Source organism: Roseateles asaccharophilus (assembly GCF_031458115.1).
In the GTDB taxonomy this organism is placed as follows: Bacteria; Pseudomonadota; Gammaproteobacteria; order Burkholderiales; family Burkholderiaceae_C; genus Pelomonas; species Pelomonas asaccharophilus_A.
In genome coordinates, this window is record NZ_JAVDXV010000002.1 from 123,121 (window position 1) to 149,258 (window position 26,138).

The window sequence follows — 26,138 nt, forward strand, 5'->3', positions numbered from 1 at the left end:
ACCCGTTGATCGCGACCGATAGGATGGCTCCAGGCTGATTGCGACAGCTCGACTTGCCCAAAGCGTACGACCGCATTCCAAGGCAGAGCCGACCTGGCTGTCCTTGAGCGTAGGCCTTTCATCGTCTAGCTTTTCAGCCGCGTCTAGGCCGCCAGGGCTGGAAATGCCATTCCATCACTTGGCTAGAACGACGCGAAGCCCGGGATGCGCCTGGCTTGCAGTCAGCGTCCATCCATGCGCCTGGGCAATCTCCCGGCAAATCGCCATCCCCAACCCTGCGCCCTGATCACGGCGATGAGGGCCGCGCCAGAAGCGGGCGAAGATATTCGGCATCTGATCTGGAGGCACGCCGGGTCCCCAGTCGCGAATGGCGACGAAGTCGGCTTCGATCTCCGCTCGTACGAGCGAGCCGGGAGGCGTGTGCTGAATGGCGTTCTCAAGCAGGTTCTTCAGCAGCGTGAACAGCGCACCACGGTCGGCCATCCAGACGACGCTAGTGTTCTGCTCAGGCAATTCGAAACGCACATCCGCGGCGTCCGCCATGCGCTGCAGGAAGCTGGCCGCCTGGTGCACCGCTTCGCGCATGTCCACCGCAGTGGGCCGGTAGTTCTGCAATTCACTGGCTTCGGCCAGGTGAAGCAGTTGTTGCACGTGCCGACTCATATGCTCGACATCGCCAAGCAGCGCCTCGCGCTGGGCTGATTCGGGACTCAGCTCGACCTGGGCGCGAATCAGCGCGATAGGCGTCTTGAGCTCATGCGCCGCGGTCGCCAGAAACTCCTGCTGGATGCGATATCCGTGCTCAACCCGCTCCAACACCCGGTTGAAGCTGTCCACCAAAGGCGCGAGTTCCTTGGGCACGCCCTGAGTCGGCAGCCGGGCATGCAGTGAGCGTGGAGAAATCTCGGCCGCCGCGTCCGAGATCCCGCTTACCGGTTTGAGGGCGTACCTCAGCGTGAAATAGACACAGGGACCGAAGACCAGGAGCAGCACCAGGCTGAACAAGGTGACGCCGACCCCGGTGAACGGCAGTGCGAATGCCTCATAGACAAGGTGAAGGAACCGCTTGCTGACAGCAAACTGCACATGCCAGAGTCGCCCGTCGCGCTCCACGGTCTCGGTGGCGGCGACCATCACGCTGCCCTCGTGCTCGAACTCGAAGCGACCGGACTTCAGCCTGCGCGCTGGGCCGGACTCCGGCCAGAACGTCACGCCCTTTGCAGAAGACAGGACAACTCTGCCCGATGCGTCCAGAACGCGGAAGGCAGCCTCGCCTTTGAGACTTTCGTACAGGGCTTTGAGATTGCCATCGTCGATCTCGCTCCCGGAATCGAGGTCAGAGATTCCGACAGGTATACCGTCTTTGTCGAAGCTGAGTTCTTCAGCAAACGCTCGGGTGGTGTCGGCAACGTCGAACCCTGACACCACATCGCCTTGGTAGTAGACGATCGCCACGGCGGTTGCCACGATGAGGACGATGCTCAGTACGGCGCCGACGACATAGGCGAGCAGGATCTTGGCGCCGAGGCTATTCAGCCAGGTCATCTTCACGAAGCGCATAGCCCAGGCCTCTCACATTGATGATCTTCTGGCGCGAACCGATGGCGCCCAGCTTTCGGCGGATGCGGTGCAACGCCACGGCGAGGGCGTTGGGTGTCACTGCATCGCTCAGGCCCCAGGCCGCGGCTTCCAGTTTCGAGCGCGGCACCGTATCGCCGCCTTTTCGCACCAGCAGCAGCATGATCTGCATCTCCGACGCAGCGAGTGAAACGCACTCATCGCCGCAATGGAGCATGCCTTCGGCGGGTCGCAGCTGCATATCGCCATGACCGGGCTCCGTCGGCAAGCTCTCGGGCGGTCGACGCAGCAGTGCTCGGACACGCGCCACCAGTTCGCCCATCGCAAACGGTTTGGGCAAGTAGTCGTCCGCACCCGCGTCCAGCCCTTCGATGCGATCATTGAGCGCGTCCCGTGCCGACAGAACCAGGCAGGGGACGCTGAGCTTGGAAGCGCGCAGCCGGTTCAGCAACGTCAGCCCGTCACCGTCCGGCAGGCCGCGGTCCAGGACAAGGGCGCCGTAGGACACCTGCTGGAGCGCGGACCATGCGGCGTCAATGCGCTGCACGGCGTCAACAGCAATGCCAGCGGCACTCAGGCCGCTGCTCACCAGTTGGGCAAGCCGCTCATGGTCCTCGACCAGCAGAATCCGGTTCATCAGAAGCTGTACACGTAGCCCAGAATCAACTGTTTGGAGCTCGAGCGACCCACCAGCGGACTGGCCTTGATGTGCTTCGCCAGTCGGGTCATGCTCAGATCGAGCAGCACCGAATGGTGTTCGTCGAACCGGTACATGGTGCGCATGCCGACTTCCAAGTTCATTGCGCCCTTGCCAACATAGGCAGCACGTCCTGCAGTGGCTTCAGCTGCCCGGACACCGTAGTAGTAGTCAACGTACTTCTTGTCCAGCCGGTGCGCTGTCAGGTAGGGCATGACCATGGTGTGCTGTCCGAGGTGCCACTCCTTCTTCAAGCCCAGGCTGAACTTGCGGCCCTTGCTGCTGCCCGATGCGGCAGTCCATTCCGCGGTGACGTCGAGCAAGTCATTCTCCCACTCCGCCTTTGCGCCTAGCCAGAGTCCTCCTTTGCGCTCGGCCATGCCCGCCAGGATGGGCGAGTCCTTGGCTTCGTAGCCACTGAAGTCGTACTCGCCCACCAGGCCGAACTTCATTCGGGCGCGCTCGCCAAGTCGCAGGCTGGGCAGCTTCAACTCGATGCCAGGGCCGAAGATTTCCACGTACTCGTTCTCGAAGCGGAGCACGGGCAAGACCTGGGTGTCGCGTTTGATCCCCTTGTAGGCATCTTGCTTGACCATGACGCCGAGCCCCAAGCCCCACTCCGTGTCCTCGGGACCGTCAGAGTCGCCCTCGCCACCACGGCCTGTTTGCTGAGCAGTGGCAGTGGAAACAGCGCCGCCGAGAAGGACGGCCATTGCGGTCAGCCGGGCCACGCTGGATTGCCGGGTCGAGGCGCGTGAACGCGGGAGGTAGGAACGTGCCATGTGATGTCCTGAAAGGTCGTTGAGGAGCCGAAATCTTCATCGGCCGACTCTTTCAGCGCACTTTCCGAACCCCGTGGTTGTCGCCCTGTCTGCCGGAAAGGATGCGGAAAGACAGGCGACGTGACGATTCGGTTCGTAGGGCCCGATCAGGCATTCAACGGGCAATTAACAGGGGCGGCAGATCGCCACAGCATCAGATGACTCTCACCAGGATCTCGTCATTCTTGGCCGCGGCATTGCTGGGCGGCTGCGCGACATCGCCACGACCCGGCACGGCGCCCGCCAGCCTGCCGACAGCGGTCGCCGCGCAGTGGCACTCGCCACTGCCGCACGGCGGCGACTTGGCCGACTTGAGCCGTTGGTGGGCCAGCTTCGACGATCCCTTGCTGGTGCGCCTGGTCGAGGCTGGCCAGCAAGCCAGTGCCACGCTGGCACAGGCAAGCGCACGCATAGCGCAGGCCCGGGCGGCCCACGCGGCCGGCAGCGCCGCGCTTTTCCCGGCCTTGGATGCCGGTCTGAGCGCCAGCCGTGGCACCCAAAGCCTCGGCGAACCTGTTCGCAGCACCACTTCATTAGGCTTGCAGGCCACGTGGGAACTCGACGTTTTCGGCGCCAATCGGGCACATGCCAAGGCGGCGCAGGCCCGGCTGGACGCCAGCGAGGTCGCCTGGCACGTCGCACGGGTCTCGCTCGCGGCCGAGGTGGCCACCGCCTACATCGGGCTGCGCGCCTGTGAGGCGCAGCGGACGCAACTGGAGACCGATGTCCGTTCCCGTACGGAGACCGCTCGCCTGGCGACGCAGGCCGCAGCGGCCGGCTTCCAGGCAGCAGCCGCCGCCGACCTGGCACGCGCCAGCGCGGCCAACGGCAGCGCGGCGCTGACCCTGCTGCGCGCGCAGTGCGAGCTGTTCATCAAGTCGCTGACGGCGATCACGGCCTGGGAGGAAGCCGCCTTGCGCCGCGAGCTGGCGCATTCGACGGCGCTGCTGCCACAACCCCAGGCCTTGCGCGTCGCGGAAGTGCCGGCCGCTTCGCTGGCCCAGAGGCCCGACGTCGCCGTGGCAGCCTGGGAAGTCGTTGCGGCAAGCGCCGATGCCGACCAGGCCGATGCCCGGCGCTGGCCTCGCATCACCTTGTCCGGCAGCATAGGTTCAGCCCGTCAACGCGAGGGTGCCGTCAGCCTTGATGGCACGGTGTGGAGCATCGGCCCCGTGGCCGTGACCTTGCCGCTGTTCGATGCCGGCGCGCGTCGTGCCAACGCTGAAGCCGCGCGGGTGCGATTTGAGGCGGCGCGTTCGGCCTACGCCTCCAGTCTGCGTGCCGCCGTGCGCGAGGTGGAAGCCGCGCTGGTCACTTTGCACAGCGCGAATGCGCGCGGCGACGACACGCGCGCTGCCGCCATCGCGTTCGAGCGCTCGTACCAGGCCACCGCGGCGCGCTATCGCGGCGGCCTCGCCAGCCTGTTCGAGCTCGAAGTCGCCCGCCGCGACATGGCGGCCGCGCGCAGCGCGCAGATCGAGCAGCAGCGAGAGGCCGTCGTGGCCTGGGTCGAGATCTACAGGGCCACCGGGGGCGACTGGGTCTCGTCGTCAAAGGGCGGCCGGCCAACGAAGGTTCCCCAATGACGACACAACGCCTCGAAAGAGACAACCCATTTCGCTCCCCTCAACACATGAAGCATCCTGACCGTCATTCCCTGCGGATCGCCTTGTCCGTGCTCGTGGTCGTCGTGGCGGTCGCAGCCGCCGCCTTGCAGGTGGCCAGCGCCGAGCCCGGCGGCAAGCCGCCCGCCGCGCAGCCTGCGCTGGCTGTGACGGTCATTCATCCGCTGTCGGCGGACCTGCCAATTCGCATCGCGGCCAACGGCAACATCGCGGCCTGGCAGGAGGCCAGTGTCGGCACCCAGGCCAACGGCCTGATGCTGAGCGAGGTGAGGGTCAACGTGGGCGACAGCGTGAGGCGCGGGCAGGTGCTGGCCGTCTTCGACGCAGCCCCGGTGGCTGCCGAGCTCGCGCACAGCCGCGCCACGCTGGCCGAGGCGGTGGCCGCCTTGGCCGAGGCCGCCGCCAACGCGCAGCGCGCCCGTGATCTGCAGGCCAGTGGTGCCCTCTCCGCGCAACAGATCCATCAATACATGACGGCCGAACGCATGGCGCAGGCACGCGTGGCGGCCGCGCAGGCATTGGCCGAAACTCAGCAGCTCCGCCTTGCGCAGACTCAGGTGCTGGCACCTGACGACGGCGTCATCTCCGCGCGCAGTGCGACCGTGGGTGCCGTGCTGCCCACCGGGCAGGAGCTGTTCAGGCTGATACGGCGCGGCCGGCTCGAGTGGCGGGCCGAAGTTGCCGCGCCCAAGTTGGCGCGGCTGAAGCCCGGCCAGGTAGTGACGGTCACCCCGGTGGGTGGCGAGCCCATCCGAGGCAGCTTGCGCATGGTGTCGCCGGCCGTGGACACGCAGACCCGCAACGGCCTCGTCTACGTCGACCTGCCCGCGGGAAGCCCGGCCAGGGCCGGAATGTTCGCGCGCGGCGGCATCGAGATCGGCGTCGTCAGCCAGGCGCTGACGCTGCCGCAGGCGGCGGTGCTGCTGCGCGATGGCTTTCACTACGTGCTGAAGGTCGGCCCGGACTCGCGGGTGATGCAGGCCAAGGTCAAGGTCGGTCAACGTGCCGGCGACCGCATTGAGATCCTCGCAGGCGTCGATGCGGGCAGCCAGGTCGTCGCCGCAGGCGGTGCCTTCCTGGGCGATGGCGACCTGGTGCAGGTGACGAAGGGCCGCCCATGAGCTTCAACGTCTCTTCCTGGGCCATCCGCAATCCCGTTCCCGGCATCCTGCTGTTCGCGCTGCTCACGGTCGCGGGCTTCGTGGGCTTCTCGGCCATGAAGGTGCAGAACTTTCCGGACATGACGCTGCCCGTGGTGACGATCACGGCCTCGCTGCCGGGCGCCTCTCCCTCGCAGCTGGAGAGCGAGATCGCGCGCAAGATCGAGAACGCGCTCGCCACGGTGCAGGGCGTCAAGCACGTCAACAGCACGCTCAGCGAGAGCACCGCCCACATCTCGGTCAGCTTCCAGCTGGAGAAGTCTCCGCAGGAGGCCGTGGACGACGTGCGCGACGCGGTGGCGCGCGTGCGCAGCGACCTGCCTGCCCACATGCGCGACCCCATCATCAAGAAGGCCGCGCTCGCCGACTCCCCTGTCCTCACCTACACCGTGGCGTCGCCGCGCATGGACGAGGAGGCCCTGTCCTGGTTCGTCGACCATCACGTCAGCAAGACGCTGCTGGCCGTGCCGGGCGTCGGCACCGTCAGCCGCGTTGGGGGCGTCACGCGCGAGGTGCGTGTCGAACTCGACCCCGCGCGCTTGCTGGCGCTGAAGGCCTCGGCCGCCGACATCTCACGCCAGTTGCATCAAGTGCAGCAGGAATCGGCGGGCGGCCGCGCCGATCTGGGCGGCGCCGAGCAGCAGGTCCGCGCCATCGCCACGGTGCTGTCGGCCGAGGAGCTGGCCGCGGTCGAGCTGGTGCTGGGCGACGGTCGATCCGTCCGGTTGGACGAGGTCGCCACCGTGGTCGATGGCGTCGCAGAACCGCGCTCCGCTGCGCGGCTCGGCGGCCGGCCGGTCGTCGGGTTCGAGGTCAGGCGCGCACGCGGCGCGGGCGACCTGGAGGTGGCCGAGGGCGTGCGCGCGGCCGTCGCCACGTTGAAGGCCTCGCAGCCCTGGATCGACGTGGTAGAAGCCATCGACCACGTCCAGACCGTGCAGCAGAACTACGACGGCTCGATGGCCCTGCTGTACGAGGGCGCGGCGCTGGCGGTGCTGGTGGTGTTGCTGTTCCTGCGCGACTGGCGCTCGACGCTTGTCGCGGCCGTGGCCTTGCCGCTGTCGGCCATCCCGACCTTCGCCGTCATGCACCTGATGGGCTTCACCATCAACACGGTGACGCTGCTGTCGCTGTCGCTGGTGATTGGCGTTCTGGTGGACGACGCCATCGTCGAAATCGAGAACATCGAGCGTCATCTGCGCATGGGAAAAAGCCCGCACCAGGCCGCGATGGAAGCCGCCGAAGAGATCGGCCTGGCCGTCATCGCGACGACATTCACCTTGATCGCGGTGTTCCTTCCTACCGCCTTCATGAGCGGTGCCGTCGGCAAGGTGTTCGTCCAGTTCGGCTGGACGGCGGTCATCGCGGTGTTCTTCTCGCTGCTGGTCGCCCGCATGCTCACGCCGATGATGGCCGCCTACCTGCTCAAGGCCCCTGGGCAGCTCACGGCGCGCGAACCGCGCTGGGTCGCCATCTACCTGGGCTGGGCCGGCTGGTGCCTGCGCCACCGGGCACTCACCATCGGTGGGGCGGCCTTGTTCTGCGGCCTCGGGCTGTTCCTCGCCACCACGCTGCCGGATGAATTCATCCCGGCGGACGACAGCTCGCAGACCCGCGTGTCGCTGACCTTGCCGCCGGGCAGCACGCTGGCCGACACCTTGGCGCTCACCGAGCAGGCGAGCGAGATCGTGCGTGGCAACAAGCACACCCGAACCATCTACACCACGGTCGGCGCCGCCCCCAGCAGCTCGGAGCCCGGCGATGAGGCGCAAGCGAGCAGCAACGTCCGCCAGGCCATGCTGACCGTGACCCTGTCGCCCCGCGCAGATCGCGATGGCCTCAGCCAGCAGCAGGTCGAACAGCAGTTCCGGGCGGCACTGGCTGGCTTGCCGGGCGCACGCGTCAGCGTCGGCGGAGAGGGCGCCAGCGAGAGCTACGAGCTGGTGCTGGCGGCCGACGATGGCCGCGTGCTGGCGCAGACGGCCGCGCAGGTGGAGCGGGAGCTGCGCACCATCCCGGGCATCGGCGCGGTCATGTCCAGTGCCGGCCTGGTGCAGCAGGACCTGGTGGTCAAGCCCGACTTCGCCCGCGCGGCCGATCTGGGCGTCACCTCGTCCGCCATCGCCGAGACGCTGCGCGTGGCCACGGCCGGTGACCACGACCAGAGCTTGGCCAAGCTCAACCTCGGCGAACGCCAGGTGCCCGTGGTGGTGAAGTTGGAGCCAGCGGCGCGGCGTGACATCGACACGCTGGCGCAACTGCCCGTGCCGGGCGCTCGCGGCCCGGTGGCGTTGGTCAACGTCGCCTCGCTGGAGATGGGCAGTGGCCCCAGCGAGATCACCCGTGAAGACAGGCGCCGCAACGTCAGCCTGACCGTGGAACTGAACGGCAGGCCGCTGGGCGAGATTGAAGAGGCCGTGCTCGCGCTGCCCAGCCTGGGCCGACTTCCGCAGGGCGTGACTCACAGCGCCAGTGGCGATGCCGAAGACATGGAGGACCTGACGCAGGGCTTCGGCCAGGCCATGCTGATGGGCGTGCTCTGCATCTACGTCGTGCTGGTGCTGCTACTCAAGGACTTCGTGCGACCGCTGACCATCCTCATGGCCCTGGTGCTGTTGGTGCCGGGCGCGTTCTTCGCGCTGTCTGTGACGGGCTCGACGCTGTCGATGCCGGCCATGATCGGCCTGGTCATGCTGATGGGGATCGCGACGAAGAACTCGATCCTGCTGGTGGACTACGCCGTCATCGGCCGCACGCAGTTGGGCTTGGGGCCTGTCGAGTCGGTCATCGATGCCTGCCGCAAGCGCGCCCGGCCCATTGTCATGACCACCCTGGCGATGGGCGCCGGCATGCTGCCCATCGCGCTGGGCTGGGGCACGGACCCAAGTTTCCGGGCGCCGATGGCCATCGTCGTGATCGGAGGGCTGATCTCGTCGACCTTCCTGAGCCTGCTGGTGATTCCGGTCGTCGTCATCTGCGTGGACGACCTGGTGCAGTGGCTGCGCAACCGTAGGGCAACACGGCCGAATGCCACACAACAAGGCGAGGGCCGTGACGCAGCATCTCTGGAGTGACGGCATGCAGTTCATGCGTTATGCATTGACCGGCGGCCTGGCCACCGCGACGCACTACCTGGTGCTGTTCGCGCTGGTGGAAGGTCTGCACGCCGTGGCGCCGACTGCCGCGATGGCGGGCTCGCTGTGCGGCGCGCAGGTGGCCTATGCCGGCAACCTGCGTTTCACATTTGCGCGCGCCCAGTCGCGACACCGCCGGGCGGCGCCTCGCTTTGCGACGGTGGCCCTGCTGGGTGTGGCGCTGAACGGCGCCCTCGTGTGGCTGGGATCGGCACTGGGCCTGCACTACCTGCTGGCCCAGGGGCTGGCGACGCTCGCCGTGCTGGTGCTTGGCTTCAGGCTCAACAGGACATGGAGCTTTTCATGAACATGCGCACCTGGCCGCCCGCGCCGGAACGGACCTGCCTACTCAGCATCGTGCTGCCGTTGTTCAACGAAGAGGCCGTGCTGCCCATGCTGCACCAGCGACTGCTCGCCGCGGTCGCGGACGTCGCGGGCGCTGTCGAAATCGTCTACGTCGACGATGGCAGCAGCGATGGCTCGCCGGAGATCCTCAAGCGGTTGCGTGCCGGCTGCTCGATGGTGTCGGTGCTGCGCTTCAGCCGCAACTTCGGCAAGGAGCAGGCCATCACGGCGGGCCTGCAGATCGCGCGCGGCGCGGCTGTCATCGTCATGGATTCCGACCTGCAGCACCCGCCCGAGATGATCCCCGCCATGCTGCAGGCCTGGCGCGACGGTGCCGACGTCGTGAACATGCGCCGGCGCAGCCGTGCCGACGAGTCATGGCTGAAGCGCCAGGCAGCGCGCGGCTTCTACCGCGCGATCAACCGCCTCAGCGACATGCCCATCCCGGAGGATGTCGGCGACTTCCGCCTGTTCAGCCGGCGTGCTGTCGATGCGTTGAACCAGCTGCAGGAGCGCAACCGTTTCATGAAGGGGCTGTTCGCCTGGATAGGCTACCGCCAGGTGACGCTGGATTTCGACTGCGGCGAGCGCGCCGCCGGCTACAGCAAATGGCGCTTCCGCCAGCTCTGGCAATTCGCCATCGAGGGCATCACCGCGTTCTCGGTCGCGCCGCTGAAGGTGGCCACCAAGGTGGGCCTGACCTGCGCGCTGTTGTCGTTCGCCCTCGGGCTGTCCTTCTTCGTGCGGGCGCTGGCCTTCGGCGACCCGGTGCCCGGCTTCCCGACGCTCATCGTCGTCGTGCTGATGCTGGGCGGCCTGCAGATGCTGGCCATCGGCGTGCTGGGCGAATACATCGGGCGGCTGAGCCTGGAGAGCAAGCGCCGCCCGCTGTTCCTGATCGAGTCCTATGAACCGGCGACCGCCTACGTGCCGCTTCTTCAACCAGTCTCGGAGCGTTGATGCCGACTGAATCTCAGGCTGCACGCCGCTGGATCCTGGTGCTGCTGGCCCTGCTGCTGCTGGCGCGGCTGGCCGCCATGGCCGGGCTGCCGCTGATGGACACGACCGAGGCCCGCTACGGCGACATCGGCCGCAGGATGGCCGAGCTGGGCGACTGGGTCACGCCCTGGTTTGATGCCGGCGTGCCCTTCTGGGGCAAGCCGCCGCTGTCGTTCTGGCTCACGGCGGCCAGCATGCGGCTGCTGGGCATCAGCGAGATCGCAGCGCGCCTGCCGCACCTGCTGTGCGGCCTGCTGATCGCCGCGCTGGTGTGGCAGTTCGCACGGCGCCAGGCCAGCAGGCGCGAGGCCTTGCTGGCGACCAGCGTGCTGCTGGGCTCGACGCTGTTCTTCGTGTCGGCCGGCGCCGTGATGACGGACACGGCCATGGTGCTGTGCACGACGCTGGCGATGTTCTCCTGCTGGTTTGCGCTGAACGCGCCAGGCGCCGCCGAGCGACGCTGGATGGGCTGGCTGTTCTTCGTCGCGCAGGGCCTGGGCCTGCTGGCCAAGGGGCCGGTGGCCGTGGTGCTGAGCGGGCTGCCCATCCTGCTGTGGATCGCCATCGACAAGCGTTGGCAGCACGCCTGGCGCGGCCTGCCGTGGCTGCGTGGCAGTCTGCTGGCCCTGGCCATCGCCGCGCCCTGGTATGTGCTTGCCGAGCTGCGCACGCCCGGGTTCCTGAACTACTTTCTGTTGGGTGAGCATTGGCAACGCTTCCTCATGCCCGGATGGCGCGGCGACCTGTACGGCCATGCACACGAGTTCGCGCGCGGCACGATCTGGGGCTTCGCATGGGGCGCGCTGCTGCCGTGGTCGGTGCTGCTGCCACTGGCCGCCTGGTGCTGGCGCCGGGAGTCTGCCGGGCCCGACCGCGAGCCTGCGCTGCGCCTGTACTTGCTGCTTTGGCTGCTGCTGCCGCTGATCTTCTTCACGGCGGCCCGCAACATCATCTGGACCTATGCGCTGCCTTCGCTACCCGCCGCGGCCCTGCTGATGGCGCGCTGGATGGCGCGTCGCTCGGCCCGGGCGGAACACTGGGTGGCCGTGGGACTGGCCGTGTCGCTGGCGGGCGCGGCGGTCGGCTTTGGCCGGCTCGCGCAGGCGCAGCGCCAGGACGAACGGAGCGCGCGGGCCCTGGTGGCTGCCTACCAGGCGCACGCGCAGGACGGCCAGCCACTGATGTACGCCGGGCGCCGACCGTTCTCCGCCGCGTTCTACAGCCAGGGTCAGGCACTTCGGCTAATGCAGCTCAGCGAGGCCGCGGGGCATCTCGTCGCTCAAGGTGGCTGCCAGGGCTACGTCGTGGTGCCGAACGGCGAGAGTCGAGCGGCCCTCGCCGAGGCCGGCCTGCAGTGGCTCTCTACCGTTGGCCGCTTCGGCGAGGTCGAGCTCGTGTGCGTGGCCGCCGCGCGCGCCGACATCGCGGCCACCGGCCGCCATGCAGTCCAGCCGTGACGCAGCTCTGGCGCCGGGTGGCGATCTGCGTCGATGACTTCGGCCTGCACGCCGCAGTCAACCAAGGTGCCTGGCAGCTGGTAGAGCTCGGGCGCGTCAGTGCGCTGGCCTGCATGAGCACCGCGCCGGCGTGGACCGACGCCGCCGCGCGCCTGCGTGCCCACGGCGCTGGGCTGGTGGACGCCGGCCTGCACCTGAACCTGACCGAATCCTTCGAGCCGGGACGATGGCGGCGCGGGCTGGGCGGCCTCATCCTTTCCGCCAGTGGCCGCTGCCTGCCGGTGCGGAGGGTGCGCGAGGAAATCGCCGCCCAGCTCGATGCCTTTGAGAAGCATGTCGGGGAGCCGCCTCGCTTCGTTGACGGACACCAGCACGTGCACCAGTTGCCCCAGGTGCGCGAGATCTTGCTACAGGAGCTGCTGCGGCGATATCCGGCGCACCGCCCCTGGTTGCGCGACACCCGCCCGCCGGCGGGCAGCCCTGACGACGCGGCCTTCAAACCGAGGCTGGTAGGCGCGCTGGGCGCGGCGGGACTAGCCGATTTGGCGCTGAGCCTGGGCTTCGCGCAGAACCGCAGCATGCTGGGCGTCTATGGCTTCGGCGACACTGCCCAAGAGTACGCCGACCGGCTGGAGCGCTGGTGCGAAGGCCTGCCGGACGGCGGCCTGCTGATCTGTCACGCGGCCAGCCACGCCCCGCCGGGCGACTCGATTGGCGCCGCCCGTGCCCGCGAGTTCGAGGTGCTGGTGGGAGAGAGCTTCGGGCGGCGGCTGCAGGAGCAGCGGTTGAGCGTGGAGCGGCTTTCGGACCAGCTCTCAGTTCGCCCGCCTGCTGGAATTTCGTTACGCCGCTAGCTTCAGACGGATCTCGTCAACCGCACGCCGGTTTCACTAGGCGGGCCGGAGTGGCGTCCAAGTCAAATGCTGCGCAGCGCTTGCGCCGACCGTTGTGACGCTCCAGCACGGATCGCTGTCTCCAAGCGACGCTGGAGAAACCCAGGTGGTTAGCTCGGCATCCGCATTGACGGCCCAGCACTGCAGCACCCGGCGAACTTCACTCGCCTCACCAACTGCACGCGGTATCAGGACCAGCCGCGGCTGCGCCGCACGGCCGCCATTCGGCTGGCCTGACACCTACTCACAGACCTTGATGCCGTGCGGCCCGACGCCGTACGTGTTCTGGATGGCCGATTGGGCGTCGACCATGCGGCCCATGCGCCGACGGGTCTCGCCGTTGGGCAGCCGCTCCAGCTTCACGCACAGCTCGGGATTCAGCCCCATCGCGATGCGCTCCTCGAACGTTGGCTTGGGCGTGTTGCTGCGCGGGTCGCTCAGGGCCGGGTTGGACAGCGAACCGAGCATCACGTCGCGGCTGGGCTTCAGGGCCAGCGGGCCGGGCGCGGAAGCGCTGGGGCCCGGCGATGCCATTTGCGTCGCTGATGCGTGAGATGCCTCATTGCCAGTGACGTTGGAACCCTCTGCAACGGAGGCAACGACCCGCAAGGTCGTGGGTGCCTGATCGGCGGTTGGCCGCCTCCGCTCTGGGATCGGCGCCGCAGCTTCTGGATCGATGCGCAAGCGCCGATCCGGGACGAAGCGTATGGGCATCGAGGCGCGCAGATGACCGAGGGGCTGAGCCTGCAGCCTGAGCTGCCAGATCACCCACAACAGCGCCAGATGCGCGACCAGCACGGTCGACGCCGCCAGCGTGCGCCGCCGGCTCCACCGGGGCTGGGGCAGCCCGATGGTTATCGCCAGGGCCGCGGTCACTTGTGCGGGCTCGCGGGCGCTGGCGCAGCAGCGTTGCTGGACAGTTGAGGCGGCGCGGGCGGTGGCGAGAACAGCGGGAGCAGGCAGGCGAACATCGCCCATGCGATACACAGGCACAGAACCAGCCGCGTGAAGATCCGCGCGCTGACAAGGAGCCATGCCCGCCAGAAGGAAGGGGACGGGCTGGGAGGCTGGTTCATGGCGCTTCGCGGGGACGACTGACGAAGCGGCGATGCTAGGAACGATGTCCGTGGGCTGGGTTATGCCAGGGTTAGGTCGGACCGGAACGTTGCTTCGGCCAGGCCAGCACCATCGCGGGATCGCTGATGCCATGCCGGCCGGTCTCCACCCGCCCGGCGTAGCGGCGCTCCAGCCCTGCGGCGCTCACGACCAGGTCGTACCAGTGGCCGTCAACCCCGACGTCCCAGCGCCATTCGACCGCCATGCCGGCCGGGACCGCGCGGCGCAGCTTGGCCCGGCGATAGCTGTTCTGCCGGATCTCGAACTCGCAAGCAGCGTCGCCGTCGTTGCGCAGCGTGAAGATCAGCTGCGTGCCTTCGATGGCCAGTGCCACGTCCGGTCCTGGCCCGGCGGGCTCGGGCTGCAGCCGGCCGCTGAAGCGGCGATGGAATCCGTTGGGCCCCAGCAGCCACAGGTCGTAGGCCGTGCGGTCGCTTGCGGTCGGCTGCCAGACATCCTGCAGCCGCTTGCCCGCCTCCACCGTGTAGCGGCGTGGCAGCGCATCCAGATGCAGCCGGTCGTAGACCTGGAACACCGCGCCGGCGCTGCCGCTGTTGATGAATTCAAGCGTCACGGCGCCGTCGGCCGCATCGGTGCGCAGGTCCACGTCGAGCCGGTAGGGCAGGGCGCGCGAGGGCCGCACGCCCGCGGCCTGTTGCGGCAGCCGCTGCCGCGCGGCCGTGGGCACTTCGATGGCGGGCTGCGCGCGCTGGCGGGCGCGCTGCGTGTCGGCCCAGGCCTTGGTCTGCGGCCGCAGCGCCGGTGGCTGCGCGTCGGGGGCGGCGAAGTCGAAGCAGGAGGTGAGGTCGCCGAACACGGCGCGGCGCCAGGGGCTGATGTTGGGCTCCGCGACGCCGAAGCGGGCCTCCAGGAAGCGGATCACGGACGTGTGATCAAACACCTCGGAGTTGACCCAGCCGCCGCGGCTCCACGGCGAGATCACCCACAGCGGCACGCGCGGGCCGGGGCCGTAGACCTGGCCGTCGCGATGACGCTCCGCGCGGTCGTCCACCGTGGACTTGCCGGCCAGGCTGCCGTCCGCGCGGCGCGATGGCGCGGCCGGCGGCGGCATGTGGTCGAAGAAGGCGTCGTTCTCATCAAACATCAGCAGCAGCACGGTGCGGCTCCAGACGGCCGGGTCGGCGGTCAGCGCGTCCAGCACCTGCTCGGCATACCAGCCGCCCTGCACGGGCGTCGACGGGCCCGGGTGCTCGCTGTACTCGGCCGGCGCCACCACCCACGACACCTGCGGCAGCCGGCCTGCCAGCACGTCGCGGCGCAGGCCATCCAGCGAGGCGCCCTGCAGCGTGCTGCTCATGCCCTTCATCAGCGGGCCACCGCCGCCTGCATGGGCGGCGCGAAAGGTCCTGAACGTGACCAGCGGGTTGTCGCCGAAGTTGTCGTCCATGTCCTGGTAGACGCACCAGCTGACGCCGGCCGCCTGCAGCCGCTCGGCATAGGTGGTCCAGCGAAATCCCGCCTCCACCGGGCCCAGGCCGTCGACGCTGTTGTCGACGACCGGGCCACCGCCCGTGCCTTCGGGGTCGTTGGTGCCCGTGAACAGGAACAGCCGGTTGGGGTTGGTGCCGCCCTGCAGCGAGCAGTGGTAGGCGTCGCACAGCGTGAAGGCGTTGGCCAGCGCGAACTGCACCGGCAGCTCCGCCTCGCGGTAGTAGGCCATGGACGCGTCGGTCTTGAAGACGGGCCAGCGCTGCATGCGGCCGCCGTTCCAGGCGGCCTGCGCGTCGGGCCAGCTGTGCGGCAGCTCCAGCGCGCATTGCGCGTTGCCGCTGCGGCCGTCGAGGTGGTAGGGCAGCACCGTGCGGCGGCCGTTGTGCTGCTCCCAGACCGATTGGCCGCCGGGCAGCGGGATCGTGAAACGGTCGCCAAAGCCGCGCACGCCGCGCAGCGTGCCGAAGTAGTGGTCGAAGCTGCGGTTCTCCTGCATCAGGATGACGACGTGCTGCACGTCCTGGATGCTGCCGCTGCCGCGCGCAGCCGGGATGGCCAGCGCACGCCGCACCGCCGCGGGCAGCAGCGTCGTGGCAGCGGCGGCTTGCAGCAGGTGGCGGCGGGTGGGCGAGGTCATGGTGTCGTCGAGGCGGGGCGTTCCGGCGTGAAGCGCACGGCGCAGGCACCGCGCGTATGCAATTCAAGCACCACCAGCTCGTTGCTGCCCGGCTTCAGCAGAGGCGCAGGCACATACAGCGCCGTCTGTGGCCCGCGTGCCCAGTAGCGGCCCAGGTTGAAGCCGTTGAGCCAGACCACGCCTTTCTCACCTTCGGGCAGCGACAGAAAGCAGTCGCCTGGCAGGGAGACGTCGAAGAAGCCCCGATGGAAGGCCGGCCCCGCCGCCTCCGAGTGCGCTTCGAAGTCGAGCGACGACAGGTCGTTCAACGGCAGCGGCCAGCATTGCCAGCCATGCAGCACCGTGTGCGTGCCCAAGCGCACGAGGCCCAGCAGGCCCTTGCGGTCCAGCAGCTTGGGGCCGTAGTTCACGCGGCCCTGGTTCTCGACCAGGATGTCCAGCGTTACCGGGCCGGGCGGCAGCGTCAGTGACAGCCACAGCGCCTGGTTGCGCTCCAGCGTGCCGACCTCCACGCGGTTGACGAACACCTGCGCGCGGTCGTGCAGCCCGTCGAGATGCAGCGTCGTCGGGCCGGGCGGGTGCTTGAGCTGCGTGCGGTAGAGCACGAAGCCGTAGTTCTGCCCCAGGCTCTCCATGGAGCGCGGCACGGGCGTCGCGCGTGGCGACGATAGCCGCTCCAGCGCGGGGAACAGCGATGCGGACTCGGCCAGCACCAGCGGCCCGCGCTCGAAGCGTGGTGCGGGCGGCGGCAGCTGCAGTGGCGGCAGGTCCACGTGCTTCGCGATGACGTCGCGGAAGGCGTGGAACTTGGCCGTGGGCTGGCCGTCCTCGGACAGCGGCGCGTCGTAGTCGTAGCTGCCCACGGTGGGCTGGTAGGCGCCGGTCTCAAGGTCGGTGTTGGCGCCGTTCATGAAGCCGAAGCTGGTGCCGCCGTGGAACATGAAGACGTTGACCGACGCGCCGGCCGCCAGCACCTCGTCCAGCGCCTGCGCGGCATCGCTGGCCGCGCGCAAGTGCTGCGGTTCGCCCCAGTGATCGAACCAGCCGCACCAGAACTCCATGCACATCAGCGGGCCGTCGGGTTGGTATTCACGCAGCTTGGCGAACTCGCCGGCAGCGCGGGAGCCGAAGTTGGCGGTCTTCAGCAGGTGCTGCACGGTGCCGTGCGTCAGCATGAAATCCGTGGCGCCGTCCGACGTGAACAGCAGCGTGTTGACGCCGCGTTCGAGCAGCGCGCGTTCCAGCCACCGCAGATAGGTCTGGTCGCTGCCGTAGCTGCCGTACTCGTTCTCCACCTGCATCGCGATGACGGGGCCGCCGTTCTGGATCTGCAGCGGCAGCAGCGGCGGCAGCAGCGCATCGAGGAAGCGCTCCACCGCGGCCAGGTAGGGCGGGTAGCAGCAGCGCAGAGCCATGTCGGGGTCGGCCAGCAGCCAAGCCGGCAGGCCGCCGAACTCCCATTCGGCGCAGATGTAGGGGCCGGGCCGCACGATGACATGCAGGCCCAGCTCGCCTGCCAGTTTCACGAAGGCCGGCAGATCCAGCCCGCCGGTGAAGTCGAACTCGCCGGGCCGTGGCTCATGCAGGTTCCAGGCGACGTAGGTCTCGACGCAGTTCAAGCCCATGGCCTTGAGCTTGAGCAGGCGGTCTTCCCACTGCTGGGGCAGCACGCGGAAGTAGTGCAGCGCGCCCGACAGCAGCCGGTGCGGGCGGCCGTCGAGCTGGAAGTCGTTGTTCGCGACGGTGAAGGTAGGCATCAGGGAAAGATTCAGGGCGTGACGATGAGCAGCGCCGGCTTGTTGGCGGTCGCGTTGCGAGATGCGTACTGCGACCAGCCGTTGCTGCCGTAGTTGGCGGCGGCGTCGACCAGCACCGTCACCAGCTTGTCGCCCGACAGCGCGGACACCACCTGCGGCGTCACGTCGATGTCGACATGGCTGCCGGCCGCGACGGTCCAGCTGCCCAGCGGCGTGGACGCGGCCGGCTTGTTGTTCCAGGTGAGACCCGTCTCGGTCCAGCTGTCGCTGGCGGCCAGGAAGGCCTGGTTGACGATGGTGGTCGGGCCGGCCGCCGTCATGAACAGGCGCAGCTTGGCGCTGGACACCGCGCCGGTGATGCCGTTCAGGTCGAACTTGACGAAGGACTGGCGGTCGTAGCCGGCGGCCTCCTTCTTCACGTCCAGCACGGTGGCGGCGCCGAAGTTGCTGTCGGCATGCGTGCCGTTGCGCACATGCGCGTCGGCGGCCGCCGTGACCGAGCTCAGCGTGCCGAGCTGCAGGCTGGCCTTGAAGGTCTTGCCGGCCGCGGCATTGACGTTGACGCTGAGCTTGATGGTGGGCGCCAGCTGCAGCACCGTCACGCCGGCGTCCGCCGCGATCAGGCGCGTGGCGGCGCGGTGGATCTCGACGGTGATGCTGCCGGTGTTCAGCTGCGTCGGGTCGGCGATGCCGACGTGCAGCTCGCGGGCGGCGGTCTCCAGCGTCGTGACCGAGGCCTTCTTGTTGCTGCTGACGAGCGGTGCGCCGGCGTCGTTGACGGTCTTGGCCGCGTCGTTCCAGAAGTTGACGCCGACCAGCTTCAGCGCCGCGTCCTTGGCCGCATGGGCGTCGGCCGAGTTCTCCAGGATGGTGATGCTGGGCGCGGCCGCATAGCTGGCCAGCTGCGCCGCGCTGACGTTGGGCAGCACGACATAGGCATAGCCCGACGCCGTTGGGTTGACGCCGTGCGGCACCGCCAGGCTCAGGTAGTGGCGCGTGATGGCGTCGGTGCTGCCGCCATCGTCGATCTGCGATTGGCTGCCGGTGCGGGCTTCGCGCTTGCCGTCCAGCGTGGCGGTGAAGGGGAAGTGGTAGCCGATGTCCGCGCCCGCGACGCTGCCGGCCAGGTGGGCCCAGCTGACGCCGCTGATGCGTTCGGTCCAGCCCAGCGCGGCCGACTTGGCGCTGCCGTTGACGGTCAGCGCATTGCTGCCCGCCGCGTTGAGCTTGCGGTTCTCGACGACCGTCTCGACGTTGCGGCCGTCAGTCGTCGCGATGCCCGAACCCAGCGCGACGATGCGGTCGCCGAAGACGAACCAGGACTTCTTGCCCTGCAACGTGGAGCCGGTGCTGCCCGACATCGCGAACTGCATGCCGCTGGACAGGTGCTTGTCGCCCACCGTGCTGCCGCCGACCCAGCTGTGCGGGTTGGGGTAGCTCTTGAAGCTGACCAGCGTGCCGGCCGAGCCGTCGGTCGTCGTGCCGGGCAGCCGGAACGAGTCCACCGTGGCCCAGTAGCCGTCGGAGAACTGGGTCTGGTCGGCGTTGTAGAGATAGGTCATGCCGAGGCCGGTGAACCAGCCCTTCTTGTTGTTGCCGTTGCCGTACTCGAAGGTGGCGATGCGGCTGGACGACAGGCTCAAGCCCCAGGCATAGGTGGGCGCCAGCCGCAGGCCGCGGTCCATGCTGCCGTAGAAGCGTGTGGTGTCCAGCGGCGCCACCGGCGCGATGGCGCTGTCGGCCATCATGGTCTTGATGCGCACGATGTCGGGCAGGCGCAGCTCGGTGTAGTAGTTCGCGAAGCTGGTGTCGCGTTGCACCTGGCCCTTGGCGATGCCGCGCAGCAGCGCGGCCTTTTCGGCCGGTGCGCTCTGCGCCAGGAAGGCCAGCGTCGCGACGATGGCGCGGCCGCCCAGGTGGTCGCTGGTGGCGGGGAAGCTGATGCTGCGGCCGCGCAGCATGTCCATGATGGCGCCCTGGTAGAGGAAGGGCTGGAAGGAGTCGCTGACCCAGCGGTAGACGTTGCCGGCGTTGGCGTCGGTGACGGGCCAGCTGGAGCCGTTCAGCAGGTAGAACAGCCGTGCCACACCCGACAGCAGCACCGCGCCGTAGCTGCCGACATAGGGCACGTTGTAGTGCTGGATGAAGGAGCCGTCGACGTAGAAGCCGTCGCTGCTGGTCACGTACAGGTAGACCTGGCTCATCGCGTCGCGGCCCTGCGCGATCTTGGCCGACGACTTGCCCAGCACGCCGCGCACGATGACGACCAGCGCCTTGTCCAGCCGGTTGGCGCCGGTGGCCACGACGTTGTAGAAGGTGTGGACGGTGGGGTCGCCGCAGAAGCGGTCCAGCACGCGGATGTAGCTGGCGCGCTGCGTGGCGCTCAACTGTGCATGCATCAGCACCATGGTGTCCACCAGCGCCTGCGCCGTGCCGATCTCCCAGTCCCACCAGTTGCCGTAGGGCGTCTTGTTCTCGTGGTAGCGCTGGGCGTACAGCCAATCCAGCCCGCTGACGACGTCGGCGGCCAGCGCGGCATTACCGTGCAGCGACGAGCCGCTGGTGGAGTAGGCCAGCGCCATCGCGCGCAGCCGCTGGTAGGCGAAGGTGATGTGGGAGGACGTCGTCGTGGAGGCCGTGTCGTCCCACAGCGTGGTGCGGCCGGCCTCCTTGCGCATGCCGTCCCAGTGCAGCTGGGCGGAGCTGGTGATGAAGCTCACTTGCGTGGCCACGTCGGCGTCGGCGGTGTTGACGTTGCCGGCGGTGAGGTGTGTCACCCACTTGCCGCGCAAGTCGTCGTACTCGTCCGCGCGGGCGGGGCCCGCGGCGCACAGCATGAAGAAGAGGCAGGCCAGCAGCCGCAGCAGCTGCCCTTGCAATCGTGAACTCATGGCGATGGCTCCTGTCGTGGACATGGACGGAACGAAGACGACGGGGATCCCGTGGGATCAATATTTGTAGCGAAGGCCCACGTAGACCTGGCGGCCGCTGTTGTAGAGCGCCGTGGTCTGTTCGGGCAGCGCCGTGCTGGTGGGCACCTTGTTGAAGTAGCGCAGCGTGGGGCTGTTCAGGTTCAGGCCTTCGATGTTCAGCGACAGGCCATCGGTCAGCTTCATGCCGAAGGACGCGTTCACCGTGCCGCTGGCCGCCGCGTAGCTCTGCTGCGCGCCGTACAGGCCGATGCGGATCTCGCTGCGGTGGGCGTAGGCGATGCGTGCGTTGAAGCGCTCGTCCTCGTAGTACGCGCCCAGGTTGTAGGTGTGCTTCGCGGCGCCCATGATGGGGTTGCCGTTGGCCTCCTTGGCGTCGGCGAAGGTGTAGTTCGCGTTGGCGCCGAAGCCGCCCCACAGCGGCTGCTCCCAGCCCAGCTCCACCCCCTTGGACTTGCCGGTCACCGAGATGGGCTGGCTGACCGTCGTGTCCATGAAGGCGGGCTTGAGCACGCCGGTGACCGGGTCCTTGGCCGCCGTGTTGAACAGGTATTGCACCGAGCTGCCGGCGCCGATCAGCGAGTCGAAGTCGATGACGAAGACCTGGGCCGACAGCAGCGAGCGCGGCTGGAAGTACCACTCCACGCCCAGGTTGAAGTTCTTCGCGACGACCGGCTCCAGCTTGGGGTTGCCGCCCGACGCGGTGGACACCGGCGTGGACGCGGGGTTGAACTGGAAGTTGCCGATGGCCGTGCCCAAGGCGCTGTACTCGGGGCGCGACATGGTCTTGGCGATGGCCGCGCGCACGGTCAGCTGCTTGCTGACATCGAACACCAGGCTGGCGCTGGGCAGCAGCTCGCTGCCCTGGCTGTCGGTGGTCATCGTGAAGAAGTTGCCGAAGCGCGAGCCGGTCGTCAGCGTGGCCCCGGCGGGCACGAAGGCCGCACATTCGCTGGCCTGCAGCGCGCTGCCATAGGTGATCAGCGTGCCGTCCGCCGCGCGGCTGCCGGCGGCGCCGCAGGACAGGCCGGTGTTGGTCGTCACGCTGGTGCGCGTCTTCACATAGCGCAGGCCCACGTTGCCGCGCCAGGCGTCGCCGCTGAGCTTGGCCATCAGGTACAGCGCCTGGCTCTTCTCGCCGACACGGAACGGGCCGGACGCAGGGCGGTTGAACACCGGGTCGTTGCTGAGGTTGGCCTCGCTCCACTGCGCGATGGTGCTGGGCGACAGCGACGGCACATAGCCCGCCAGGCCGCCCGCGCCGTCGCCGAGGCTGGCGCCGAAGTCCGAGGGCAGCGTCTTGCCGTCCCAGGCGATCTGCGGCAGGCCGCCGTCGACCTGGCCGGTGCCGGCCGCATTCATGGGCCAGCCGGTCTTCAGCGGGCGGTAGGCCTGGCGCAGGTGGTCGGCACCGCGCCAGCCGAACTTCAGGCTGTTCAGCACGCCGCCGTCGAAGCTCCATTCGCCGTCCAGCTGCGCGAAGTCCTCGCGATCCACGCTGCTGGCCAGCGTGTGGTTGTGGTCGCTGCGGATGAAGTTCCAGTTGCTGGCCATCAGGCCGTTGGGCAGGCTGATGCGGGTGGGGCCGGACTCGTCGCCCAGCGTGTACGCCTGCGTCACGCCGCGGAAGCTCATGTAGTGTTCGTAGAAGTCGGCCTTGCCCTCGGCCTTGGTCGTGCCGGCCAAGCCGTTCACGTTCAGGCTGTCGTTCACCTTGAGCTTGAAGTCGCCGGTGTAGTAGTTGGTCTTCACCGCTGCACCGGGGTTGTAGGTGGCCTGCAGGTTGTTGCCGTTGTTGGTCGTGTTGGCGAAGGTCGCGCCGGTCAGCACGCCGTTGCTGATGACGGCGCCGGTCGGCACGACCTTGCTGTTCAGGCTGTTGGCGAAGTCGGTGTTGAAGATCTGGCGGTAGTAGCTCGCGTCCAGCTGCGAGTGGAAGGCCTCGCCGTTCAGCACCAGCGCGTCGCTGGGCTTCCACTGCACGCCCAGCACGCCGCCGCGGCGCTTGCGCTCCTGCTCGAACAGCTGCGTCGCGACGTTGGTGACGAAGGTGGTGCCCACCGGTACGGCGGCGTTGGCCTGCGCGGCGGTGGCCACGCCGTAACTGCGCGTCTGGCCGTCGCGGCGCACATGGCGGCGTTCGTCGAAGAACTGGCCCATGACGCCGAAGGTGTTGCTGGCGTTCTTCCAGTTCAAGAGGGCCGACAGCTGCGGGTCGGTCTTGCCGGCGCGGTCGCTGTAGACGCCTTGCACGCCGACCTCGGCCGTGAACGGCTTCTTGAAGTCCAGCGGCCGCCTCGTGATGATGTCGATGGAGCCGGCCACGCCGCCCTCGATGTCATCGGCCTGTGCGCTCTTGTGCACGACGACCTGGCTGACCAGTTCGGAAGGCAGCAGCAGGAAGCTGACGCTGCGCGCCGAGCCGCTGGTGTTGGGGCCGGCGCCGCCGGCAATCATGTCGCCGTAGTCCCAGTCGGCCGACGCGACCGAGTGGCCATTCAGCGTGACCAGCGACAGGCTGGCGCTGGTGCCGCGCATGCTGACGCGGTCGTTCTCGTCATAGCCGCCGTTGCCGCCAGTGCCGGTGGCGGTGTTGATGCCGGGCACGCGCTGCAGCGCGTCGGCCACGTTCTTGTCGGGCATCTTGCCGATGTCCTCGGCGCTGATGACTTCGGTCACGCCGTCGGCATAGCGCTTGGCGGCCAGCGACTTGTCCTTGGCGGCGCGGATGCCGGTGACCAGCACGGTCTCCAGCTTGTTGTCGGCATCGGCCGGTGCGGCCGTCTGCGCCTGGGCGGCGCCCATCAGCAGCGTGAAGGCGGCCAGCGCCGTCGGGCGCAGTCGGGGGCTGGAAGTAGGTTGCATGGTGGTGGCTCCGAATGATGATGGTTATGGGTGGTGCGGCGCTGGCCCTCAGCCGCCGGGATGCCAGAAAGGCGCCCAGCCCCGCGCGCTGCGGGCCAGGGCTTCGAGGAAGAAGAAGTCACCCCACAGGCAGGCCTCGTCGACGCCCAGCGCCTCGGGCTTGCTGTAGACGCTGTGCAGCAGCAGCGCATTGCTGCCGGCGGTGCGCCAGCCGGCGCAGTGCTGCAGCAGGCCGGTGAGCAGGCGGTCGGCCGCGGCGCTGTAGAAGGCGGCGCGTTCGGCCTGGCCTTCGGCTCGCAGCAGCTGGGCGATCTCGATGAGGCCGCAGGCCGCGATGGCGCTGGCCGAGCTGTCCCAGGGCTCGCCGGGCACGTCGGCCAGGCTCAGGTCCCAGCAGGCCACGCCGTGTGCGGGCAGGCCCTGCAGGAAGCGCCGGGCCAGCCGCTCGGCGGTGTCCAGGAAGCCCAGACCCGGCGCGAAGCGGTGGTTCAGCGCAAAGCCGTAAACGCCCCAGGCCTGGCCGCGCGCCCAGCAGGAATCGTTGGATGCGCCTTGCTGCGTGGTGCCATGGCGCGGCGCGCCGGTGGTGGCGTCGAAATGGAAGGTATGGAAGCTGGTGTCGTCGCTGCGCACCAGGTATTGCTGCGAACGCAGCGCATGGCTGAGTGCGGCGTCGCGCAGGCTGTCGTCGCCGCGTTCGGCGCTGGCCCAGTGCAGCAGCGGCAGGTTCAGCAGGCAGTCGATGATGATGCGGCCGCGCTGGGCCGGGTCGTCGAGCTGGCCCCAGGCCTGGATGACGCCTGCGCGCGGCAGGTAGCGTTTCATCAGCAGGTCGGCCGCGCGCAGCGCCGTGGCGCGGGCGTCCACGCCGCTGCGCCGCGCGGCGACGCAGGAGGGCAGGTAGAGGAAGCCCAGGTCGTGGTGGTCCAGCAGGTAGTGCGCATCCAGCCGCAGCGCATAGCCGGGCAGCTGCGCGCGCGCCGCTTCGGCGAAGCGGGCCTCGCCGCTCAGCTCATGCGCCATCCACAGCAGGCCGGTCCAGAAGCCCGCCGTCCAGCTGCCGTTGGTGCCGTGCGGCACGCCAGGCCAGGCCGACGGCTGGAAGCGGTTGGCCACGCTGGTGTCGCCGGGGGAGTGCGCGCCCAGGTCATCCAGGCAGCGCCCCAGCTGCGCACAGGCTTCGCGCAGCGCGGCCTCGAACACGCTGGGTGCCTCAGAGGTTGTGGTAATTTCGGTTAACGTAAACATATTCGGAAAAAGAGACGGCCGCGCCCGTGCACGGCCGCCAAAGGAGACTCAGGGAGCTTGGTAGCGGTGGAAGCCGCCCAGCCGGCGCATCTGCGCGAGCAGGGCCACGTAGCACAGCGCGCACAGCAGCGCGAGCGCGCCGCTGGCGATGAAGGTGTGGTGGTAGTGGCTGCCGGTGGCGTCCAGCCACGCGCCCATGACCGGCGCGACCAGCATGTAGCCGATGGCCGCCAGCAGGTTCATGGCGGAGAAGAATTGCGCGAAGCGCGCGGCGGGGAACAGGTACTGACCCAGCGCCGCGGTGCCGGTCAGGTAGATGCCCGACACGACGCCGTGCAGCACGAAGGCGATGCCGAACTGCTGCGCGTCACTCACCCAGAGGCCCGCGGCCAGCATGCACAGCGCATAGGCGCAGATGGATGCGAGGCCCACGCGCAGCGGATGGAAGCGGTCGGCCAGCCAGCCCACCGGCAGCGCCAGCACCAGCGAGCAGGCATAGGTGACGGCCAGCGCGTCGCCATAGCCACTCAGGCCCAGGCCCACCTGTTTTGCGTAGAACACGCCGAAGCTGTTGACGGGGCTGCCGCACACCAGGCCCAGCATCATGGCCAGGAACAGCAGCACGTAGAAGCGGTGGCTGAAGCACTCGCGCAGGTAGCGCCGCGCGGCGGCGGCGAAGCCGCCTTCCTCAGCCGGCAGCGGCTCCGGCGGCGCGTAGCTGCCCTCGCGCACTCGCCAGCACACCAGCAGGAAGCAGGCGCCATAGACCGCCGCGATGCCGGCAAAGATGGCGGTGAAATGCTGCTCGGCATGCCCCAGCACCAGCGACGAGAAGCCGATGCCGGCCAGCAGGCTGGTCGCGCGGAACAGGCCGTAGAAGCGGCCGATCAGCGGCTGCGGCACGACGTCGTTGATGAGCCCGCCGAACACGGCATTGGCCGTCACCGAGGCCACCTCGAACAGCGTCCACGTCAGGCTGAACCAGGCCAACTGGCAGATGCGCTCACCGGGGGACGCGGAGCCCAGCAGGTCGTGCAGCAGCGCGCCCACCGCGGGTGTCGCCGCCATGCCCAGCAGGCCTGCGACGATGGGTGGTACGGGCAGCAGCAGGAAGGGGATGCGCCGGCCGTAGCGGCCGCGGTGGCGGTCCGACTTCACGGCGATGACCGGCCCCAACAGCATGGCCAGCCCGGCCGGCAGCGAGCCCACGACCAGCGCGATGAAGAAGTCGCTGGCCTGCAGTTGTTTCAGCAGCACCTGGGCCACCGGCACGACGGCCCGCTCCTTGATGCTCCACGCGAAGTCGCCCAGCAGCAGCCAGCCGAACAGCACGGCCAGGCCGGTGACGCCATAGACCAGGCTGCCGCAGCGCCATTGGCGCGGCGCGTCGGGCAGGGCGGTCGCTGTGCTCATGCTGGCATCCA

17 protein-coding genes are annotated in these 26,138 nt (G+C 68.7%); 7 read left to right on the forward strand and 10 right to left on the reverse strand.

Translation table 11 applies throughout. From position 1 onward, the window contains the following. Positions 1-174: 174 nt before the first annotated feature. Genes J2X21_RS05085 through J2X21_RS05095 form a run of 3 tightly spaced genes read right to left on the reverse strand, consistent with a single transcriptional unit; the run spans position 175 to position 3,057 of the window. A complete protein-coding gene (locus tag J2X21_RS05085) occupies positions 175-1,560 on the reverse strand; it encodes a sensor histidine kinase (protein WP_310325717.1) in 1,386 nt (461 codons plus the stop codon). Next, on the reverse strand, positions 1,529-2,215 hold the full coding sequence (locus tag J2X21_RS05090) for a response regulator transcription factor (RefSeq protein WP_310325719.1): 687 nt from the start codon (positions 2,213-2,215) through the stop codon (positions 1,529-1,531). Before J2X21_RS05090 ends, J2X21_RS05085 begins: the two co-directional genes overlap by 32 nt. Then, the gene (locus J2X21_RS05095; RefSeq protein WP_310325721.1) at positions 2,215-3,057 is read right to left on the reverse strand and encodes a MipA/OmpV family protein; all 843 of its coding nucleotides are present in this window, start codon (positions 3,055-3,057) and stop codon (positions 2,215-2,217) included. The genes J2X21_RS05090 and J2X21_RS05095 overlap by 1 nt, the downstream gene beginning before the upstream one ends. Positions 3,058-3,254: 197 nt before the next feature. Between J2X21_RS05095 and J2X21_RS05100 the strand changes: the two genes are divergently transcribed. The 7 genes from J2X21_RS05100 to J2X21_RS05130 are packed head-to-tail and all read left to right on the forward strand — an operon-like array spanning position 3,255 to position 12,670. After that, positions 3,255-4,682 (forward strand): efflux transporter outer membrane subunit, encoded by a 1,428-nt coding sequence (locus tag J2X21_RS05100; protein WP_310325724.1) that lies wholly within the window; start codon positions 3,255-3,257, stop codon positions 4,680-4,682. A 47-nt stretch (positions 4,683-4,729) separates the two neighbouring features. Next, a complete protein-coding gene (locus J2X21_RS05105) occupies positions 4,730-5,842 on the forward strand; it encodes an efflux RND transporter periplasmic adaptor subunit (protein WP_310325727.1) in 1,113 nt (370 codons plus the stop codon). Next, entirely contained in the window at positions 5,839-8,955 is a 3,117-nt protein-coding gene (locus J2X21_RS05110) for an efflux RND transporter permease subunit (protein WP_310325729.1), read from the forward strand. The genes J2X21_RS05105 and J2X21_RS05110 overlap by 4 nt, the downstream gene beginning before the upstream one ends. Before the next feature lie 4 nt (positions 8,956-8,959). Next, positions 8,960-9,322, forward strand: a complete 363-nt coding sequence (locus J2X21_RS05115; protein WP_310325731.1) for a GtrA family protein — start codon at positions 8,960-8,962, stop codon at positions 9,320-9,322. Next, the gene (locus J2X21_RS05120; RefSeq protein WP_310325734.1) at positions 9,319-10,320 is read left to right on the forward strand and encodes a glycosyltransferase family 2 protein; all 1,002 of its coding nucleotides are present in this window, start codon (positions 9,319-9,321) and stop codon (positions 10,318-10,320) included. Before J2X21_RS05115 ends, J2X21_RS05120 begins: the two co-directional genes overlap by 4 nt. Beyond that, positions 10,320-11,816 (forward strand): ArnT family glycosyltransferase, encoded by a 1,497-nt coding sequence (locus tag J2X21_RS05125; protein WP_310325736.1) that lies wholly within the window; start codon positions 10,320-10,322, stop codon positions 11,814-11,816. Before J2X21_RS05120 ends, J2X21_RS05125 begins: the two co-directional genes overlap by 1 nt. Then, positions 11,813-12,670: a ChbG/HpnK family deacetylase gene (locus J2X21_RS05130; RefSeq protein WP_310325739.1), complete on the forward strand. Its 858-nt coding sequence runs from the start codon at positions 11,813-11,815 to the stop codon at positions 12,668-12,670. Before J2X21_RS05125 ends, J2X21_RS05130 begins: the two co-directional genes overlap by 4 nt. 279 nt (positions 12,671-12,949) lie before the next feature. Here the strand turns inward: J2X21_RS05130 and J2X21_RS05135 are convergent, their stop codons facing one another. The 7 genes from J2X21_RS05135 to J2X21_RS05165 form a co-directional block, all read right to left on the reverse strand. Then, positions 12,950-13,687: a hypothetical protein gene (locus tag J2X21_RS05135; RefSeq protein WP_310325741.1), complete on the reverse strand. Its 738-nt coding sequence runs from the start codon at positions 13,685-13,687 to the stop codon at positions 12,950-12,952. A gap of 169 nt (positions 13,688-13,856) precedes the next feature. Continuing rightward, positions 13,857-15,914 carry a phosphocholine-specific phospholipase C gene (locus J2X21_RS05140; protein ID WP_310325744.1) on the reverse strand — a complete coding sequence of 686 codons (2,058 nt, stop codon included), beginning with the start codon at positions 15,912-15,914 and terminating at the stop codon, positions 13,857-13,859. After that, positions 15,911-17,671 (reverse strand): glycoside hydrolase family 35 protein, encoded by a 1,761-nt coding sequence (locus tag J2X21_RS05145; protein WP_310325746.1) that lies wholly within the window; start codon positions 17,669-17,671, stop codon positions 15,911-15,913. Before J2X21_RS05145 ends, J2X21_RS05140 begins: the two co-directional genes overlap by 4 nt. A gap of 11 nt (positions 17,672-17,682) precedes the next feature. After that, on the reverse strand, positions 17,683-20,562 hold the full coding sequence (locus J2X21_RS05150) for a polysaccharide lyase family 8 super-sandwich domain-containing protein (RefSeq protein WP_310325748.1): 2,880 nt from the start codon (positions 20,560-20,562) through the stop codon (positions 17,683-17,685). Positions 20,563-20,619: 57 nt separating this feature from the next. Beyond that, positions 20,620-23,466, reverse strand: coding sequence for a TonB-dependent receptor (locus J2X21_RS05155; RefSeq protein ID WP_310325750.1), 2,847 nt, complete (start codon positions 23,464-23,466; stop codon positions 20,620-20,622). Positions 23,467-23,514: 48 nt separating this feature from the next. Next, on the reverse strand, positions 23,515-24,669 hold the full coding sequence (locus J2X21_RS05160; protein ID WP_310325752.1) for a glycoside hydrolase family 88 protein: 1,155 nt from the start codon (positions 24,667-24,669) through the stop codon (positions 23,515-23,517). Positions 24,670-24,762: 93 nt separating this feature from the next. Next, positions 24,763-26,127: an MFS transporter gene (locus J2X21_RS05165; RefSeq protein WP_310325755.1), complete on the reverse strand. Its 1,365-nt coding sequence runs from the start codon at positions 26,125-26,127 to the stop codon at positions 24,763-24,765. Positions 26,128-26,138: the final 11 nt, after the last annotated feature.

Bases quoted from the DNA above. Each gene is read 5' to 3' on its own strand.
- J2X21_RS05095 (WP_310325721.1), bottom strand. From the start codon at position 3,057: ATGGCACGTTCCTACCTCCCGCGTTCACGCGCCTCGACCCGGCAATCC.
- J2X21_RS05115 (WP_310325731.1), top strand. From the start codon at position 8,960: ATGCAGTTCATGCGTTATGCATTGACCGGCGGCCTGGCCACCGCGACG.
- J2X21_RS05135 (WP_310325741.1), bottom strand. From the start codon at position 13,687: ATGGGCGATGTTCGCCTGCCTGCTCCCGCTGTTCTCGCCACCGCCCGC.
- J2X21_RS05120 (WP_310325734.1), top strand. From the start codon at position 9,319: ATGAACATGCGCACCTGGCCGCCCGCGCCGGAACGGACCTGCCTACTC.
- J2X21_RS05145 (WP_310325746.1), bottom strand. From the start codon at position 17,671: ATGCCTACCTTCACCGTCGCGAACAACGACTTCCAGCTCGACGGCCGC.
- J2X21_RS05150 (WP_310325748.1), bottom strand. From the start codon at position 20,562: ATGAGTTCACGATTGCAAGGGCAGCTGCTGCGGCTGCTGGCCTGCCTC.
- J2X21_RS05155 (WP_310325750.1), bottom strand. From the start codon at position 23,466: ATGCAACCTACTTCCAGCCCCCGACTGCGCCCGACGGCGCTGGCCGCC.
- J2X21_RS05125 (WP_310325736.1), top strand. From the start codon at position 10,320: ATGCCGACTGAATCTCAGGCTGCACGCCGCTGGATCCTGGTGCTGCTG.
- J2X21_RS05110 (WP_310325729.1), top strand. From the start codon at position 5,839: ATGAGCTTCAACGTCTCTTCCTGGGCCATCCGCAATCCCGTTCCCGGC.
- J2X21_RS05105 (WP_310325727.1), top strand. From the start codon at position 4,730: ATGAAGCATCCTGACCGTCATTCCCTGCGGATCGCCTTGTCCGTGCTC.
- J2X21_RS05165 (WP_310325755.1), bottom strand. From the start codon at position 26,127: ATGAGCACAGCGACCGCCCTGCCCGACGCGCCGCGCCAATGGCGCTGC.
- J2X21_RS05085 (WP_310325717.1), bottom strand. From the start codon at position 1,560: ATGCGCTTCGTGAAGATGACCTGGCTGAATAGCCTCGGCGCCAAGATC.
- J2X21_RS05090 (WP_310325719.1), bottom strand. From the start codon at position 2,215: ATGAACCGGATTCTGCTGGTCGAGGACCATGAGCGGCTTGCCCAACTG.
- J2X21_RS05140 (WP_310325744.1), bottom strand. From the start codon at position 15,914: ATGACCTCGCCCACCCGCCGCCACCTGCTGCAAGCCGCCGCTGCCACG.
- J2X21_RS05100 (WP_310325724.1), top strand. From the start codon at position 3,255: ATGACTCTCACCAGGATCTCGTCATTCTTGGCCGCGGCATTGCTGGGC.